The organism is Pseudomonas sp. DWP3-1-2 (assembly GCF_049896285.1).
GTDB lineage: Bacteria > Pseudomonadota > Gammaproteobacteria > Pseudomonadales > Pseudomonadaceae > Aquipseudomonas.
On the sequence record NZ_JAFCTZ010000001.1, the window covers coordinates 350,021 to 367,419 of the forward strand.

Consider the following 17,399-nt stretch of genomic DNA (forward strand, 5'->3'; position numbering starts at 1 on the left):
TCATGGCTCGCGTACGCTATCTCGATCGAGAGGACCTGGCACCTGAATTTCAGGACATGCCGCGCATGAAGTCCAACATCACGCGAGCGCTCGCCAACAGTCCACGCGGTGCCCGGCATGTCGCCGGCACCGGGATGTACCTGCGGCATGAGAGCGCGCTTAACCCGCGCCTGCGCGAACTGGCGATTTTGCAGGTGGGTTATTCCACTGGCAGCGAATACGAATACGCCCACCACGTAGACGTCGCGTTGTCATTTGGCGTCAGTGAAGCGGACATCCTGGCCATCGCCGCCGACAGCGCCGGGCAGGCAACCACACTCGAGCCGCTGGCCCGCGCGGTGTTACAGGCCGCGCGCGAGATGACCGAGCGGCTGAACTTGAGTGATGCAACATTCGCAGTGCTAAGCGAAGCGCTGGACGCCGAATCGCTCATCGATTTGCTCATCGCCATCGGCGAATACAACGGCATGGTTCGAATCATGGCGGCGCTTCAGATCGATCTGGAGCCGGAATTCATGACCTACCTGGAGCGGTTTCCGCTGCCTGCCTGCCACCAATGAGCTGCGCCATTCCAACTTGATTAAAAGGTTAAAGACTATGGACTTGGGACATGTGGGGATTCATGTGCGCGATTTCGAAGCCATGCTGGGTTTCTATCAGCGCGTATTCGGCTTTGTGATCAGTGATATCAAGCGCGGCCCGGAGCGGTCGATTGTTTTTCTGACTTCAGAACCTGAAGTCCATCACCAGTTCGTTATCGCCAACGGCAGGGCGGCCGATGACCACTCGCGCGTCATCAATCAGATCTCTTTTCGCGTGTCGAGCCTGGCTGAATTGAAGCGTATCGGCACCGCGCTCAAGGGCGAGCCGGTCGAAGAGCTCGACATCATCACGCATGGGACGGCGTGGTCGATTTATTTCCGTGACCCCGAAGGCAATCGCGCCGAGGCCTTTGTCGATACGCCGTGGTATGTCGACCAGCCGTTTCGGGCGCCTATCGATCTGGATCAACCCGATGACGTCTTGCGTCGCGAGACCGAAGCGTTGTGCCGTACCCGCCCCGGGTTTCAGAGCATCGAGCAATGGCGACTCAAGCTCGTTCAACGTTTCGAGTTGGCCCGGACTTAATAACGCGAACCCTCAGGCCGCTGCGTCAGCCGAGCGTTTCGGCGGGCGGCCATGCCCCTCCAGAACCCATAGATTCACACTGCGGACACTTGTACGGCGTGCATGGCAGCGCGGCTCTATGACAATTAATGTGCAGCCAACACAATGTGTCTTGGAGTACGACGTGAGCTTAAACGCAAAGGCGGTAATTATAGGTGCGTACGAGCACCCCGGCCGCGATCTACCGGACCGGTCGGCACAGCAGATCCATGCGGAGGTAGCGCTGGGTGCGCTCGCCGATGCGGGGCTTGGCCTGCAGGATGTCGATGGTTTTTTCTGCACCGGCCAACTCGGATTTGGCGCCATCTCGCTAGCCGAATATATAGGCCTTAAACACCTGCGTTACACCGACTCGACGTTCACCGGCGGTTCGTCCTACCTGTGCCACGTCGGCCACGCAGCTCTGGCCGTGGCAAGCGGCAAGTGTCGCATCGCCTTGGTAACGCAGGGCGCACGGGTTCGCGGCATCGTACGCGGTGCCAAGCTGGCGCCCGACACCCCAGAGTATCCCTTTGAGGCGCCTTACGGCGAAACCAACCTGGGCATCTATGCCCTGGCCGCGCGGCGGCACATGTATGAATACGGGACGACTGCGCGGCAACTCGCTGAAGTAAAAGTGGCCGCCTCGTACCACGCGCAATTCAACCCCAATGCGCTGCTGAGAAAACCGGTCACCCTCGACGAGGTACTGGCTTCACCTTTCGTCGCCGATCCGCTGCGTCGGCTCGACTGCTGTGTCGTCACCGATGGCGGCGGCGCTGTGATCGTCACGACACCGGAGATCGCCGCCGGATTGAAGCGCCAATCGGTCGAGATCCTGGGGCATGGCGAAGCGATCAAGCACACCATGAGCGGTCGCCTGGATATGACTTACACCGCAGCCGTGTGGTCGGGCCCCGCAGCCTTTGAGGAGGCCTCGGTGACGCCGGACGACATTGATTACGCGTCCATTTACGACTCCTTCACCATTACTGTGCTGATGACCCTGGAGGACCTTGGATTTTGCAAGAAGGGTCAGGGCGGGGCCTTTGCGGCGGACGGAGCGTTGCGTATCGGTGGGCGACTTCCGATCAATACCGACGGCGGCGGCCTGTGCAACAACCACCCAGGCTATCAAGGCGGGATGATCAAAATCATTGAAGCCGTTCGACAGCTTCGCGGCGAGGCCCATCCAGAAGTGCAAGTCAAAAATTGCAAATTGGCACTGGCGCACGGCACGGGCGGCGGTATCTCGCGCCTGTGCAGTGCGACGTTGATTCTTGGTCGAGGTGATGCATGAGTAGCGTTGAACTGCCGGTGCCTGCTCCGCTTGTGGTCCCGGAAACCCAGCCTTTCTGGGAGGGAACAAAGGCCGGCCGGCTGATGCTGCCGCGTTGTTTGCGGTGCAGTTTTGTCATTTGGTACCCGCGGCAGTTCTGCCCGGAGTGTGGACACAATTGCGTCGAATGGTTTGAGGCAACCGGACACGGTTCGATTTACAGCTTCACGATTGTTCGCCGTGGCGAAGGCGCGTACCGCGAAACACCCTCTTATGTACTCGCCTTTGTCGACCTCGACGAAGGCCCGCGCGTGATGACCAACATCATCGACTGCGACCCTGCGCACCTTCAAATAGGTCAGTCCGTCGGCGCAGTGTTTTGCGATGCCAGCGATTGCGCCGCGTTGTTGCGATTCCGCCCACTCTTGCCTGAGTAAGCACCCATGACAAAAATATTTTCTTCTCCCGAGGCTGCCGTAGCCGATATTCCTGACGGTTCTTCCGTCGCCATTGCCGGTTTTGGCGTGGGCCATAGCTACCCGAACAGCCTGGTGATTGCCCTCAAGGACCAGGGCGCGCGCGACCTGTGCGTGGTTGCCAATTCGCTGGGTGCTGGCGAATACCGGCCCGAACTGCTTCTAGAAAATGGGCAAGTCAGTAAGGTGATTCTGTCTTTCTCGGCGCGGCCCGGTCTTCCTTCTCTGGTGGAGCAACGCGCCGCTGCCGGTGACGTGCAACTGGAAATGGTCCCGCAAGGGATACTTGTTGAACGCCTGCGTGCGGCGGGTGCCGGGCTGCCGGCCTTCTATAGCCCGGTGACCGTGGGTACGCCGCTGGCTCAAGGCAAGGAGTTGCGTGAGTTCGACGGCAAGTCGTACGTGCTTGAACGATCACTCCCTGTCGACTACGCGCTGGTACGGGGTTTCCGTGCGGACACGAATGGCAACGTCGAGTTTCGCGGTAGCAGCATGCATTTTCACCCAAGCTTCGCCAAAGGTGCACGGGTGGCCATCGTGGAGGTTGAGGAAATCGTTGAAGTAGGCGCTATCCCGCCAGAGCGCGTGGGTTTGCCTGGGGTTTTCGTATCGCGGGTGGTGCTCGCCACCAAGAAAGTGGCGATACCCAAGGGGGCGTTGGGGCGTCGGGCGCCAGACACCCGGCGCGAGTACTTCGGCAAGCCGGCGCTCTCGCGCCTGGAATTTGCCAAACGCGCCGCTGCGCTGTTGCCCGAGCATGGTTACGTCAACCTGGGCTCCGGCTTACCGACGTTAGTCGCCTCACATGTCAGCGGGCGAAACATCACGCTCCACGCGGAGAATGGCGCATTGGGCTACGAACTGCTCGACGACGCTGGAGTCCCCGATTCGGACTTCTTCGACGCGGCTGGCGGCTTCATAGAGATGCGGCTGGGTGGCGCATTGTTTGACAGTGTTGTGTCCTTCGAAGTGGCCCGTTCGGGCAAGCTTTCGGCTGTGCTGCTAGGTGCGTACCAGGTGGCGCAAAACGGCGATCTTGCCAATTGGAGCGTACCGGGCCAGGTGGGCGGTGGCATTGGTGGCGCGATGGACCTGATCGCCGGGGGAAGTAAGCTCATCATCGTGATGGAACACAGCGACAGCAAGGGACGTTCGAAGCTGGTACGTGAATGCCAATACCCGCTCACGGCGCCTCAGTGTGTCGATGTGATCGTTACCGACCTCGCGTTGCTGGTGCGTCGCGGCAACCGTTTTGTCCTTGAAGAGGTTGCACCGGGCTTCACCGTCGCAGAAATCCAGCAACTGACGGATATGGAACTATTGATCGCCGAGAACGTTCACGTGATGCAGCCCGACGCTGACCCCGTGTGATGTAACCCCTGCGCTTTAACTACTGCGCCAATCCCAGGTCACGCAACGCTAATGCTGCGTGGCCTGTTTCGCTTTGATCGGCGGTAACAATCCAGGCAAAAGGTGATGTGTGACCACACAGGCTGTGCTCGACCCTTGCACTGCTCGCTTACTGCCTTGGTTGGTGGCAGTGGCGTTCTTCATGCAAACGCTGGATGGCACTATTCTTAACACTGCATTGCCAGTAATGGCCATCGACTTGGGAGAAAGCCCACTGCGCATGCATGGCGTGTTGATCGCCTACCTTATTACCGTCGCCATTCTGATCCCGGCCTCGGGCTGGATGGCTGACCGCTTTGGTACCCGGAAGACTTTCTACACGGCGATCATGTTGTTTTGCTTTGGTTCGTTACTGTGCACCCAGGTCAACACCCTGGATTCGCTGATCATCGCACGCGTCATCCAGGGGCTGGGCGGTGCACTGATGATGCCCGTCGGACGGCTGGTGGTGCTGCGCGCCTATCCGCGCAGCGACCTGGTACGGGTCATGAGCTTTGTCACATTCCCCGGACTGGTCGGCCAACTGATGGGGCCAACCCTAGGCGGATGGCTGGTGGAGTACGCCAGTTGGCGCTGGATTTTCGCGATCAACCTGCCGATCGGATTGCTTGGCGGTTACGCTGCTCATAAGTTGATGCCCGATTTTCGGCCCGCCAAACGGACGCGCTTTGATGGGGTCGGTTTTGGGCTGTTCGGCGCATTTACCGTATCGGTCATTCTGGGGCTCCAACAGCTGTCCCAGGACTCGATGCACGCCTCCGGCTGGTTCTTCGGCATCGCGGTGAGCGCGCTGGTGCTGTATTGGCTGCACGCCTCACGCAGCCAATACCCGTTGTTTGCGCTGTCACTGTTTCGCCTGCGCAGCTTTTCGGTCGGCATCAGCGGCAGCCTGATGTCGCGCCTGGGCAGTGGGGCGATGCCGTTCCTGACGCCGCTGATGATGCAAGTGGGTCTTGGTCATTCGCCCTCGGTGGCGGGTATGAGTATGATCCCGTTGACCTTGTCCGGCATGGCCACCAAGCCATTTATTAGCGGGGTGATTCGGCGTTTCGGATACCGTTCGGTGCTCTGTTGCAACACACTTGCTCAAGGGGCGCTCATCTGCGGCATGGCACTTGTCGGGTCGGAAACATCGTTGTGGCTAGTTATCGCTCTGCTGTCGCTGATCGGTGTCGCTAACTACATCCAGTTTACTGCCATGGGCACCGTAACCCTCATCGAACTGAATGATCATCAGGCAAGCGGCGGCACCAGCTTGATGTCGGTCATTACCCAGCTATCGACCGGCCTGGCCGTTTCGATAGCAGGTGCATTATTGGTGGTATTTAATCCGGGCGAGGGGGTGTTGGCACAGTCGAGTGTTATGGATGTCTTCTCAATGGCTTATCTCTGCCTGGGTGCGCTAACCATTATGTCAACACTGCTGTTCCTGCGTTTACCGCGTAAGGTTTAGAAAAAAATCACAGAGAACACAATGGCTGGGATGAGTCGGTAATACTGTCATTCATTGGCCGGAGGGGATCACAGGGCATGATGGGACAGTTAACGAGTGGGCAGGCGCGACTGTTTTACTCGTTTAGCCGTGAAAATCGCATCCCGGCCAATCGTCTTCTGCCCAGGATTGACCGGTGTCTCGATCTGAGTGACCTGCGCCATTACCTCGCTGATTTCTCCAGCTCAATCAGGCGTCCGTCGATTGATCCTGAACTAATGTTCCGCATGCTGACTCAAGGCGAGCGAGGGTTGTGTATCGAGATCAATGAGCGGGGTGCGGATATTGGCATCGGCGCAGAACGCGCCCAGGTTGGCAGTGGCCGTGCTTTTACGGGGTCTGCCTTTGGTCGACAGGATTGTTGCGATTTTCATGATGCTTACCTCTAAATCGAATGATTAGAGACAGCGTGCTGCTGTGCGCCAAAGTACTTGGCTATTCAGGGGAAGGGTGGATTTCAGGCATCGTACGATTCAATGAAAAACATCACTGACGACGAAAATTCCTACAAGCCCACCTAAACCCTTGAATCAAATATGGCTCCACGACCTGGACTCGAACCAGGGACCCAGTGATTAACAGTCATCCCATGGTCAATTCGAGCTTTGTCTCAAGTCCAGGAAGTGTCGTGGTCAAACGCAGAAAAATGGCACATTGCGTTTGAGGTCAATCCCACTTTTGCGTCTTTTTCAGTAGTGAGACGTAGTCGCCGTCACAGACCGAAAAGTAGTGCTTTCTTTGCGTGATGTCAAATGTGCGCCGATTGTTGAGTTCGATAGGGTCATCTGAATCCGTTCAATAGGCTTCGCATCTGATTAACACTGACTTCGATGTACTGCATGGTTGTTGAAAGATTTTTGTGCCCCATCAAATCCTTAACGGTATGGATGTTCCGCTCGGGCTCTTTCATCAGGCTGGATGCAAGAGTGTGCCGGAATCTATGAGGGCTCACCTTTACGTTTAATTTGTCCGACATCCGTTTATAGAAAGCTTCAAGTTGATTCATGTTCATCGTAAGCCGATGGTGTCTTGCTGAGAATTTATTGATGTTAAACAGCTGCTCGTCTTTCGCTACTTTCTTCTGCGTTGCTTCGTGTACAAGTTGCCAAAGTGATGGCATCAGGTTGTCATGTATTGGTATCCGTCGCTCACTAAATCCCTTTGATGTGTCCGCCGCTATCAGAATGATGCCTTTGCGAAGATCTACATCCTCCCTTTTTATGCTTAACAGCTCACCTGCGCGTATACCCGTGTACAGTAGGGTGTCGAAAACGGTTGACCAGAACCAGGCCGGATAAAAATAGCTACGGTGGAATGGCGTAGTCTCTTCGCGCTCCGCAGCAGCCAAGTATGTCTGACCACGATCGATGACTTCTGAGTCGACGGTTTTTTTGGGGCGTTTCGGGCATTTCACACTGCAGTCGTCGAAAGGGTTCTTGGTCAGCCCGATGAGGCCAAAATCCAGCGCGAACTGGTACAGGCTGCGCAGATGGCGGATGTAGGTGTTCCAACTGACCTCTTTTATCGTGACCCTCAGGACCTGGTCACGCCACTTGTTGATGGTCTTCCTGTCTATTTCCTCCACGATGCAATCACCGATGTAGCGGATCAGCGCCCGGCAAGCGACGCCATAGGATTGTTGGCTGCTGGGCTTGAGGTCTTTATCGTCAAGGTAGGCTGTCAAAAGATCAGATATCGAATACATTGTTATCTTCTTTATGAATTGATTATCGTTAAGTAAGGATTGTTGTAGGGCTTCTCGGTGAATATCACCGAATAATCCTGTAGCAGGTAGCCTTTGACACTTCGGGTCTTTCTGGGGCCTTTGACCTCGCATGTCCATATGTTCAATCCGTCATCACGTTTTTTGTGTATACCTAGTTTTTCAAAGGCGCGCTGCACTAGTCGCCAGTCGCTAAGTGACTCTGATTTGGCGAGTTGTATAAGCTCTGGGTGTTCTTGAGCATAACGCTGGAATATTTCCGGCGTCACTATGAAAGCTGTATCGGCTACTGAGTGTATTTTTGCTTTCGCATCGTTGATGATGATTCTGTGTTCGACGACTCCTAGTCTTACCCATCTAATGAATTCGTCGCCGAGTTTATTCTTATTGTTTAAAATGTGTAGTGGCTTGTTGTCGGGAAAGACGTTTCGCACTTCATATTCGGAGATTACTGTAGGCTGGTGTAGGACTATATTTTTGTGTGGCGGAAGTGTTCCTACAGGCTGCTCGGAAGGTTCGTTCATGCCTAGTAGCTGAAGGAGATCTTCCACTCCGTCCTTTTCATCAACCTGCACCCTGGACGGCGGGATCGGGCAGGGTGGCAACGTTGGGTTTTTCTGCGGATCACCAATTCCAATGACAGGCTGATCACTGACGACAGGCTTTTCATTGCTCCTGTCTGATGCCTGGGTATGCTCAATGACTGTGCCAGCGAAAGCTGGGGGCCGATCGTCCCCCGCCCAGATCAGGGCGGGCGACAGCTTCAAAAACGTCAGCGTCATTTGCCATCTGCCGCTGTCGACGTCTGCTTTCCAGATCGCTTTGCCTTCAGCGTTTGGCTGGATGATTCCGTGGTCTTGAAGGATGTTGAAAAACGTCGAGTTCGAACTGGGTATGCCCTCAATACCCTGAGCCAGTAAATAGGCCCTCAGCTTGTCGGCAACCGTTTTGCTTACGAGCCATAGCCCATCCTGCGTCAGCCATCCATCAGACGCCTCAGGTTGGTTCAGCTTGAGCTGGTCATGGACCAGGTGGCGCAGACCATCGACCAATTGACGCTGCAGCGATTGCTTCGGCGCGTCCATTGCTCTGATGGGGTTGCCGCCCAGTTCCTGAGCTACGGATGCGCGATCAGCCTGTATGACCAGCTCCCCCAGGATCCCCGCATGCTCGTATTGGTCTGCAAGCACATAAATCAGCGCAGACCACAGCTCTGGAAAACCACTGAGCCAGTCCATGACATTGCTTGAGAGCACCTGGTTGTAAATCAACCCGGCGGCGGCAGCATGCAGTTTGTATTCACGGCCTTCAACGAAGCGGAACCGGTAATCGCCTTTGATCGGACCCTGCCACGGGTGCCAGCGCTTGCCTGACGCAAGATCAACCTCAACATCTACGGCAATCTTGCCGATGTCGTGCAGCAGGGCGGCATAGGCTATCGCCGCCGTCCATGCTTCAGTTTGAGCCGCTTGGGTTTCCGGAGTCGTGCCAAGTGGAAGTAGATACGACTGACGCATCTTCAACGCGTAGGCCACGATTTCCAGCCCGTGGTCCAGCATCCCGCCGTGATAGGCATGGTGGTGATTTCTGGACGCGGGGAGATGCTGTACCAGTTCGGCAAAGCGATGCAGTGGCTCAAGGTACAAGCGATCAAATTGCTGGCGGGAGAGGGATGTGCGTTGCCAGATATGCTCGATGAGCTTCATCCGGCGTGGTGTGGCCATCAAGGCCTTGGCTGATTCTGCACGAACGCAGCCGATTGCAAGATCTGCAGAAGGCTCCGAAACAGGCGAGCCTTTTGCTTTTCTCCATTTCAGTGTCCAACCCATTTCACCCTCGGCGACAGCCTCGGAAGAGCCTTTTGCTCTTCACGTCCAACCCAGTCCTTTTCGGGTAGGGCTCTTACCCCTGGCTTCCATTCCCTTGCTTTGCCATTCCTTTTGACTGGTGGGGTTATGGCCTTTTGGGCGGGAGGGGGCAATAGGGAAACTGGTTTTGGAGCTTAAGGAAAATGCGGTTGCGGCGTTGCGATCTTCGCATTTCCACTGAGTCAGTCAATGTCGTTAATTGCACGATTAAAGGCGATACGACATCATCAGCGATTTAGACTGTCTGGTGTTCTCAGGCACGCCAGTTAGCAGGGAGCAATGATGTTCAGGAGATTGAAGGAGTTCAGGGAGTGGTTCCGATTCGATGCTGTTGCGAAGGAGGGCATTAAAGAGGATGTGCAGGAATCAAGCGAGCGGCCACCCGTCAGGGAGGCTGTAGCCAATTTACCGTCCGACATACTGGGTTACTGGCATAAGGCACTGACGGAGGATGATCTTCTCGGGTTGCAGTCAACCGATGTCCGCATTCCACTTAAGAGTCATGCCCGGCTGGCGTGGCCGAATTTCGATTTAGGTTTCGGGGCACGCCCGGCAAAGGCGCTGGCGGTGATTACCGAGCGAGCTGCAGAGGCCCGGCGCAAGCAAGAGGCCGAGGCGCTTCAGGCCCTGGAGGAGGATCCAGAAAGCGCGGATGATACAGGCGAGGTAGAGACGCGTATTCCTATGGCACTGGTGTTCCACCACGCGATATCAGCTGACGAAATTCAGGTCACTTGGCCTGATCCGGATGATAAACCGGTGAAGGGTAAGAAGAGCTCACGTCCCAAAGTGACCAAACTGAACATAGCGTTCTGGTTCCCCTTTGACCTTAACGACGCCAACCAAATATGCCTTCCCCGTGAATTCAACGATTGTCGCCCGAGGGTCGTCAGGCAATGGCTTGAGCCGCAGCCTCTCATCGCTTTCAAAGACTTGCCTCCACCAATCGGACACTACGACAGCTACCGTGAGGAGCTGAAATCATTTATCGACACCCTGCGGCACAGCACAGATTTGCGGACATACGTCGATGCTTGTTTTGCTCTTTTCAACCGCATTCAAGCCGATGGGGCAGAGACCGGTCTGGCCACTATCTCCGGGCAGTGGATTGCGGTGCCAAGGCAACCTAGTTATGCGACCCGGGCGCTAGAAGGCGTTTACAAGGCGATGCCGCAGGCCAACTCTCTTGGTGCACTCGGACAACTAATACTGCCCGGTCGCCATCGTTCAGCCGTTCAGGTGGGTTGCCCGAGTCCCGCGTCAGTAATTGCCCGGCACGTGGCGATGGTCGACAAAGCTGCCAGCATTCAGAAACCTGACGAAAAACGTTCCGCTGACCCTCTGAATGACTCACAGCGACGGGCACTGCATACCTACGGGCAACTGGCGAGCGGGACTGGGGTTCTCGCAGTAAGTGGGCCGCCAGGGACCGGAAAAACCGCGATGTTGCGGGCGATGATTGCGAACCAGTGGGTATTGGCCGCTTACGATAGCGCCGAGCATTGCCCTGTGACGTTTGTATGTGGCGCTACCAACCAGAGCGTTGAGAACGTTATGGGTACATTCGACGGCGCTGTTGGTAACAAACACCCATTGGCCCGACGTTGGTTGAATCCAGTCGGGAAGAACCTATTGGGGTTTACCGCAAGTGCACCTTCGAAAGCCAAAAGTAAGTCGCATCGCAAGAAATTTACCACGCTAGAAATCAGGAAGAACCGTTTGCATACCTTCGGTATCGGTTCCTCAAGCCTGCATTTACCGTATAAAGACTTTGCAGCGGCGGCCTACGCGCTGGCGGGGCACTTCGAAGACGCTTTTACTAAACTGAGGCCTTTATTTGGCTCGCTCTTTAGCGTCGAGCAAAAGCTCTCGGTCAGTGATATAACGCGCAAAATCCGTCTCGCTCAGAAGGCCGCATCGAAAGATGCGTTGCCTTCCAGGGATGAGCTTCGCGGTTATTTGGACGCACTCGCTGATATCTTGCATAGTGGCCTGAGTTGCGCGATTGATCGACAGGGCGTGGTCGAATCTTTGACGGATCTGACCGAGCTGACTTCCAGCTTTCCGAGCGAAGCATGGTCCTCTCATTGGGTGGAAGACATCCTTTCTGAACTGCGTGCTGCCTCCAGCCCTGAACACCTTCAGATGCAGTATCAGAAATTACTGGATGTTGTTTGGCGACCGATCATTTTCCAGTTGGCAGCCAGATATTGGGAGATCCGCTGGCTGGCTGACGTTGTGGAATCCCCTGAGCCAGCTAACCGAAAAGATGCGCTGAGACGTTCGGCCATGCTATTCCCATGCATCGTGGCCACGCTGCACAGCGCACCACGTTTGTTGGCTGAAGCAGGGCAACCGCTTTTTGATTTTCTTGATCTGTTGATTATCGACGAGGCCGGCCAGGCGGCCCCAGAGTTAGGCGTGCCGGTCCTAAGCCTCGCCAGAAGAGCGGTGATCGTTGGCGATATGAAGCAGCTTTCTCCTGTCTCCTCGGTCACGCCGGAGGTGGATGCCCGACAAGTACGAGATCGCTGGCCTGATTCGGATTGGTTGCTCGATCTGCGGCAGCGCGGGGCTGATTCTGCAAGCGGCTCAATCATGAAATTGGCGGCTACCGGTGCCTCTTTTGCCGAATCTATGCCTGATGGACGTCTGCGGGACGGATTGTTGTTACGAGAGCACTACAGGTGCGCTGAATCGATCATCAATGTTTGCATTGATCTGTTGTATCACGACCATGATCGTGATTTTGACGGGCGATTGCTCGAGCGAGAGTTGGTGCCAAAAATCCCCGACCCGCAACCAGGTCTGTTTGCGGATGCCGATCTGCCACTCCTTGATGGCAAGCCGGAGGAGGAGTTGCGCAAGCGCATGAAAGCCTCTTTTCCGTTGCCGCCGCTTGGGTTCTATCAGACCGGAGGACCGAATGACGAACCCAGCAAAGGCGACTCCTGGTCCAATCCCGGAGAGGCGAGGGCGATCGTAGAGTGGCTAAAACAATACGGGCCAAAATTGGCGAAATGGGTGGCACGAGTCGAGGGCAATCCTGATCAGCCGATCGCGTTGGAGAAAATTGTCGCGATTGTGACGCCGTTTAGGGGGCAAGTTGAAGCCATCAGAAACTGTATCCGCGAGGAACTGGATGCTAATGACGACAACTTGAGCGGGCGTCTAACCATTGGCACTGTCCATACGTTGCAAGGTGCTGAAAAACCGGTGGTGCTCTTCAGCTCCGTTAACAGGGAAAGTCGTGCTAACCGCAGAACCGACAGCAATCACCGCGAGCGGGTGTTTATCGACCGGGACGATGGTCGTTTGCTCAACGTAGCGATCAGCCGCGCTCAGAAGAGTTTCATACTGTTTGGTCATTCTGATCTGTTCTTTTCCCAGCAGGCGATGAATCCGGCCAACGATCTGCCTTCCGCTGTTGTGGGCAGATGCCTTGCCGGTGTCCGCGAGCCGGAACATGAGAGGATGACTGGCGCCCCACGAATACCTGCTTGCAAGCTGGGGCCCCGCACTCTAATGGTCGTGGAGTCTGTTCATAAAGCCAAAATTATCCAGAATCTTGTGCCTGCTGGAACGCAGGTATTCGGCTGCGGCGGCCACATCCGCGACCTGCCAGGTGCAGGGGCTATTCGATGGCAGGATGGACTCCAGCCCCGTTGGCAAATGAGCGAGCGAGAGGGTGGCGACCTCACTACCGCTTTGCGTAATGCCGGCAGCCGTTTGCTGCAATCCAACGAACTCGTTCTCGGCACCGACGACGATGCTCAAGGTGAAGCAATCGCCTGGCACATGATCCAAGTCCTCAAAGATGCTCCTTGGTTCGTCCATGTAAGGCAGGTGCGCCGCGTGCGCTTTCACTCGTTGACCGAGCCGGATATGAAGCAGGCATTCGAGGAAGGCAAGCAGATATTAGTAGAGGGGGCTACCCCGGAAGAGCGTGCTGCCAGTATGTGTCGCGCGTTGAATATGGGCTTGGCGTACGGTGCCATCGCTCTGCGGGTCTTGGATAACCTGATCGGCTCAGTTTATCTGCGCCACGGAATTCCCGGCGGGGGCCGCGTAAAGGGCCCGCTATTGAGAGCTTTAGCGGCACATGGCGACTCTAAGGACAGGCCAGGCAAACGATTTGGCATTGCAATCACTCTGTTGGTCAATGGTACGGCGGTGCCCGCACGTCTGATGGTGCTTCGTCGGGCAGAGGGTTGGCGCAGGTGGGGGACGGACGTCGAAGAAAATGCATCACGTGTGTCTGCGGCACTGAAGGATGCTGTCGTTTCAACTACGCCATGTCTTCTTGAACACGAAACTCACCTGCTGCCACCCATGGAGCAACTCGGTACGAACCAAGTATTGCAGGAGGCCTTTCGGCGCTTTGGTTGGCTACCCTCCGATACTATGACAGCACTGCAGAGGCTGTATGAATTACGCGCTGAGACTGATGAACCTAAACCGCTTTCTCGTAATAGCGCCTGGGCAACTCTGGATGACCAAGGGCGCCTATGCCTGACCAGGGGCGGCCGGAACCTTGCCGGCAAGCTTTTAGGGAGTTCCTGGCTGGAGCAAATCAGTGCCAATGAATTATTGATCGCGTTCGATGAGGCGCTAACCCGCTTTTCGTGGGGTGCTGATGCCTGTGAGCAGGACTACGTCGAGTTTCTTCGCACTTGGGCCGCGAGGTTTGACGATTGCCGTCCCGCACAGGAACGCTCGACCCCAATCGTTGGCCCCTACTCAGCAACGGTTGATGCACAAGGTTCCGACGTAATGCTGTTCGCCGGTCAACCATCTGTGGACTTGAGCTCCTGGAAACCGTGCAGTGTCGATGTTTTACCAGCAGAGGAAAGCGAGTCTGTCGAGGCGCCGGAGACGTCTGCGGGGGATACACCTGACGATTTGGGCGGTGGGCGCTCCGGGGCACACGGAGCCTTGGTCCCTCTAGATTTGGCCATCGAAGCTGATAGTGAAAAGATGGCTGGTTTCTCACCCCGGCAGCGGCAACTTTACACAATGATGTCGAAGCTGATGCTGGCCTCTTCCTTGCGTGACGGCGAGATGCACACCGTACGCCGGATTTATCCGCTGACGTGGGGGGTGGTGCGCCCTATTGAGGTTGGTGTTGAAGTTATCACGGGCACGCAGGGAGCATACGCCGGCTGGTTTGGTATTGATCCTGAGGGGGTCGGTAGGTACACGTCCTCTTGGGCTCAATCTGGAGTAGAGGCTTTACTTGGTAGCCAAGAACCTCCGGTATTACAAGTCCTTGCTCAGGACAATGCCACACGGACCCATTCTCTGCTTGAGCCGACAGTCGATCAGTTATTGGCCTGGATGCATGCTCGTGGGCATGGCAGACCGTCGACTTACGGTAAGCACATTGAAGATCTTTTACGTGGGTACGAGTCTGCCTTGGCGCAAGGGGAGAGTACAGATGAGTAACGGGTTTCAAGTAATGTCTCTGATGCGCCAGGCTTACGAAGCAGCGATGAGTAATCCGGGTGATCAAGGCGCTCAAGCCGCGTTCGCCGCCGCGCATCAGCTCAATCAGGCGACGTTCGTCGACTCGTTTGACGTGGGTGGTGTTACCTACCCGCGAACTGATGGCCACAAATTGAGTGAGCGTGAAGCGAGAGCGGCCATTTCGAGAGTTCTATCCATTCCCGGCTATTCGGTGGCAGATCTTCGTCCAAGTGTCATTGAGGCCGCCTATCCGCTGCAAAAAGATGTGCTGCGCGATGAGATTGAGTCAGTGATCAGGGTGGCCAATGAAATCAATCAGCTGGACTGGCGTAACGACACACTAGACCCTACCAGCAAACATGCGATTCGTGAGCTGCTGCGTATGCCGACCTTGGCAGGTGGTTACGAGACCCTCTCCAATACCAAGTCCACTGAACGCTCACACCTATTGAGTATTTATCGTGGATACGACGCGGATCACCTGATTCCTGACAAGGTGCTTCGTGGCTCGCTGCTTAGAGGCCAATCCTTCAGTCTGAATCACAGTTTCGCGACGTTTATGCAGGACTCACAGAACAAAGGCTCGCAGCACAAGTTTGTAACTGATGAGCAGAGGAAAACCCGTAAGCTGCTGCGGGGTGATCTGCAAAGTCTTGCCAAGAACCCAACAACTGGCGAATACCTCGAACATGTTTTTAAATGGATGACGCAGGTCTACACCGTGGCTGATCTTGGTGTCGATGTTGCGGTGAAGGACAGCGGCTTCGCTAACGGAAGCGAGTTCAAAAACTTCAATGTCAAAGGCTTTGCGTTGGCACAGGCAGGATTCATGACCTGGTCGGAGCGCAAAGATGTCGGTCGAGCGGTGGCCGTGGCCCTGTTGATTGAGGCCCGTGAATTTTATACCAATGCTGGCTGGACAATGGATCGAGAGTTACCACTGTTCCACGACATTCCGCCTACGGTCAATCAACAGCAGGTGCCTGTGACATGAGCCTGGATATTACTGAACCAGCAAATGCTGTCGCTAGTCGACGTTACCAGTTGGCAGATTTGACTGTCGCAGGTGATCGGCCATGGTTTGCCGTCCACGTACAGGATGGTGAAGGGCATACATCCTCTTGGATTATCAGCGGTGAGTTGAACGGCGAAAGATTTGATTTCCGTCCGGAGACTTGGGTGCCTGATGCTATTCAGGCAATCGTTGCCGATAGCGACGGTCAGATTTGGGCAATCACCAGCGAAGACCACCTGATCACCAATACGGATCTGGGCCATCTAGACGGTTGGCAGAAGATCACGCCTCACCCGCAACTTGGTTTGAGGCGTAGCTGGTTCACTCGACGTCTACGTTACATTTCGCCGGATGCAGAAAAAATCGAACTGGCTTGTTGCTTGGCCTGGGTCCACGGTAGCTTGCTGATTGGCACATGTGAGCGTCGTCTTTACCGCTGGGATTCCGATGGCGCCGCTATCCTTGAATATGAAGATCGACGTCCCGATGTATTGGGGGGGATCAATGGAATCGTGGAGACAGCCCAGACCGTGTACGCCATTGGCTATGCTGGCCTGATTTTGCGCCGCAGAGCCGAAGGTACTTGGCAACGTTTGTCAGGCCCGTGGCCAGAGGAGGCTAATGCATTTGTTAACTTGATCGCCGGTGTTGAAGGACCTGAAGGTGAGTTATTGGCGGTAGCGGCCGGCGGCTCGGTGATTTCGGTCTCGGGTGAGATACTTCGGACAGTTGCTCAGGTTCCTGCTGAACCGCTAGGTATTACACAATTTCAACGACAGTGGTTCGTGTCCACTCTAGATGGCTGCTACGAATTGCCCGGTGACGGGGATGTTGCGCTGATCAAGCGCCATATTCTGATGGGCAAGGTCGTTGATGCCGGTTCCTGCTTGATTGCATTTGATGCCGAGCCCCAATCTCAGGATAGCGCCGAGATCCATGTTTGGTTGCGTAACAGGTCTCGAGATAGCTGGTTTCGTCAGGTCGTATGTCGTCCTTGATCAGAGGGTTAGCCTATCAGTGGAAGTGTCCTACGCAATATAGAGAATTAGCTGATCGCAATTTGATGTTGTTTTTGATCTTCTCTAGCTAACGGCATTTTCGGTATCAGGAGAGAAGAGCACCGATGGACAGGATAAATACCAAACCCGGCTTTGCGTTCCGCGCAGGCCAGTTAATGGGAACGGCACTGCTTCGGTGTACGGCACTCGAACGACGTCTGACTATTTGGTGTGTCGGCGGGGGTATGAACCCTGTTCTGTGTCGGTGGGTTCTTCGCATCTTGAAGTCCGGGCTGATTGCGCTCGTTCTCTATTTATCATTCTGGATTGCTGCAGTTATTTTCGGGCTGTGGCTTCTTCGAGGGATGGCTGAGTTGGGTTTGATGTCCGATTTTCGGTCGAACGATGAGGTGGGCTTTGACACCGAAGGACTCTTTCCTGACCCCTATTCGCAGGACAACATCCACGATCCAGTATTCGATCATGAAAACCTGTAACCAAGCTAGCCGCCCTTAAGGGCGGCCAC

Annotated in this window: 12 protein-coding genes and 2 pseudogenes; 11 read left to right on the forward strand and 3 right to left on the reverse strand. The window is 55.5% G+C overall.

The window, feature by feature from the left end; all coding sequences use genetic code 11:
- Positions 1-2: 2 nt before the first annotated feature.
- From ACP7B0_RS01695 to ACP7B0_RS01725, 7 genes and pseudogenes are all read left to right on the forward strand, one after another.
- On the forward strand, positions 3-560 hold the full coding sequence (locus ACP7B0_RS01695; RefSeq protein ID WP_426139192.1) for a carboxymuconolactone decarboxylase family protein: 558 nt from the start codon (positions 3-5) through the stop codon (positions 558-560).
- 37 nt (positions 561-597) lie between these two features.
- Positions 598-1,128 (forward strand): VOC family protein, encoded by a 531-nt coding sequence (locus tag ACP7B0_RS01700; protein ID WP_426139193.1) that lies wholly within the window; start codon positions 598-600, stop codon positions 1,126-1,128.
- Positions 1,129-1,291: 163 nt separating this feature from the next.
- Positions 1,292-2,446 carry a thiolase domain-containing protein gene (locus tag ACP7B0_RS01705; RefSeq protein WP_426139194.1) on the forward strand — a complete coding sequence of 385 codons (1,155 nt, stop codon included), beginning with the start codon at positions 1,292-1,294 and terminating at the stop codon, positions 2,444-2,446.
- Positions 2,443-2,862 carry a Zn-ribbon domain-containing OB-fold protein gene (locus ACP7B0_RS01710; RefSeq protein ID WP_426139195.1) on the forward strand — a complete coding sequence of 140 codons (420 nt, stop codon included), beginning with the start codon at positions 2,443-2,445 and terminating at the stop codon, positions 2,860-2,862. The genes ACP7B0_RS01705 and ACP7B0_RS01710 overlap by 4 nt, the downstream gene beginning before the upstream one ends.
- Positions 2,863-2,868: 6 nt before the next feature.
- Positions 2,869-4,272 carry a 3-oxoacid CoA-transferase gene (locus ACP7B0_RS01715; protein ID WP_426139196.1) on the forward strand — a complete coding sequence of 468 codons (1,404 nt, stop codon included), beginning with the start codon at positions 2,869-2,871 and terminating at the stop codon, positions 4,270-4,272.
- Positions 4,273-4,381: 109 nt separating this feature from the next.
- The gene (gene mdtD, locus ACP7B0_RS01720) at positions 4,382-5,764 is read left to right on the forward strand and encodes a multidrug transporter subunit MdtD (RefSeq protein WP_426139197.1); all 1,383 of its coding nucleotides are present in this window, start codon (positions 4,382-4,384) and stop codon (positions 5,762-5,764) included.
- Positions 5,765-5,841: 77 nt separating this feature from the next.
- Positions 5,842-6,072, forward strand: a pseudogene (locus tag ACP7B0_RS01725) (IS5/IS1182 family transposase); the annotation flags it as partial.
- On the opposite strand, the pseudogene ACP7B0_RS01730 reads toward ACP7B0_RS01725, so the two are convergent.
- From ACP7B0_RS01730 to mobH, 3 genes and pseudogenes are all read right to left on the reverse strand, one after another.
- A pseudogene (locus ACP7B0_RS01730) lies at positions 6,043-6,177 on the reverse strand (ParA family protein); the annotation flags it as partial. The pseudogenes ACP7B0_RS01725 and ACP7B0_RS01730 sit on opposite strands and share 30 nt — an antisense overlap.
- Positions 6,178-6,584: 407 nt before the next feature.
- A complete protein-coding gene (locus ACP7B0_RS01735; protein WP_426139198.1) occupies positions 6,585-7,508 on the reverse strand; it encodes a tyrosine-type recombinase/integrase in 924 nt (307 codons plus the stop codon).
- Between the two features lie 11 nt (positions 7,509-7,519).
- Positions 7,520-9,355 carry a MobH family relaxase gene (gene mobH, locus ACP7B0_RS01740; RefSeq protein WP_426139199.1) on the reverse strand — a complete coding sequence of 612 codons (1,836 nt, stop codon included), beginning with the start codon at positions 9,353-9,355 and terminating at the stop codon, positions 7,520-7,522.
- Positions 9,356-9,676: 321 nt separating this feature from the next.
- On the opposite strand from mobH, the gene ACP7B0_RS01745 reads away from it, so the two are divergent.
- From ACP7B0_RS01745 to ACP7B0_RS01760, 4 genes are all read left to right on the forward strand, one after another.
- The gene (locus tag ACP7B0_RS01745; protein ID WP_426139200.1) at positions 9,677-14,839 is read left to right on the forward strand and encodes an AAA domain-containing protein; all 5,163 of its coding nucleotides are present in this window, start codon (positions 9,677-9,679) and stop codon (positions 14,837-14,839) included.
- Positions 14,832-15,854: a hypothetical protein gene (locus ACP7B0_RS01750; RefSeq protein WP_426139201.1), complete on the forward strand. Its 1,023-nt coding sequence runs from the start codon at positions 14,832-14,834 to the stop codon at positions 15,852-15,854. Before ACP7B0_RS01745 ends, ACP7B0_RS01750 begins: the two co-directional genes overlap by 8 nt.
- Positions 15,851-16,873: a hypothetical protein gene (locus ACP7B0_RS01755; RefSeq protein ID WP_426139202.1), complete on the forward strand. Its 1,023-nt coding sequence runs from the start codon at positions 15,851-15,853 to the stop codon at positions 16,871-16,873. Before ACP7B0_RS01750 ends, ACP7B0_RS01755 begins: the two co-directional genes overlap by 4 nt.
- A 125-nt stretch (positions 16,874-16,998) precedes the next feature.
- Positions 16,999-17,370: a DUF3742 family protein gene (locus ACP7B0_RS01760; RefSeq protein WP_426139203.1), complete on the forward strand. Its 372-nt coding sequence runs from the start codon at positions 16,999-17,001 to the stop codon at positions 17,368-17,370.
- Positions 17,371-17,399: the final 29 nt, after the last annotated feature.

Bases quoted from the DNA above. Each gene is read 5' to 3' on its own strand.
- ACP7B0_RS01700 (WP_426139193.1), top strand. From the start codon at position 598: ATGGACTTGGGACATGTGGGGATTCATGTGCGCGATTTCGAAGCCATG.
- ACP7B0_RS01745 (WP_426139200.1), top strand. From the start codon at position 9,677: ATGTTCAGGAGATTGAAGGAGTTCAGGGAGTGGTTCCGATTCGATGCT.
- ACP7B0_RS01715 (WP_426139196.1), top strand. From the start codon at position 2,869: ATGACAAAAATATTTTCTTCTCCCGAGGCTGCCGTAGCCGATATTCCT.
- ACP7B0_RS01750 (WP_426139201.1), top strand. From the start codon at position 14,832: ATGAGTAACGGGTTTCAAGTAATGTCTCTGATGCGCCAGGCTTACGAA.
- ACP7B0_RS01695 (WP_426139192.1), top strand. From the start codon at position 3: ATGGCTCGCGTACGCTATCTCGATCGAGAGGACCTGGCACCTGAATTT.
- ACP7B0_RS01760 (WP_426139203.1), top strand. From the start codon at position 16,999: ATGGACAGGATAAATACCAAACCCGGCTTTGCGTTCCGCGCAGGCCAG.
- ACP7B0_RS01735 (WP_426139198.1), bottom strand. From the start codon at position 7,508: ATGTATTCGATATCTGATCTTTTGACAGCCTACCTTGACGATAAAGAC.
- ACP7B0_RS01755 (WP_426139202.1), top strand. From the start codon at position 15,851: ATGAGCCTGGATATTACTGAACCAGCAAATGCTGTCGCTAGTCGACGT.
- ACP7B0_RS01710 (WP_426139195.1), top strand. From the start codon at position 2,443: ATGAGTAGCGTTGAACTGCCGGTGCCTGCTCCGCTTGTGGTCCCGGAA.
- mobH (WP_426139199.1), bottom strand. From the start codon at position 9,355: ATGGGTTGGACACTGAAATGGAGAAAAGCAAAAGGCTCGCCTGTTTCG.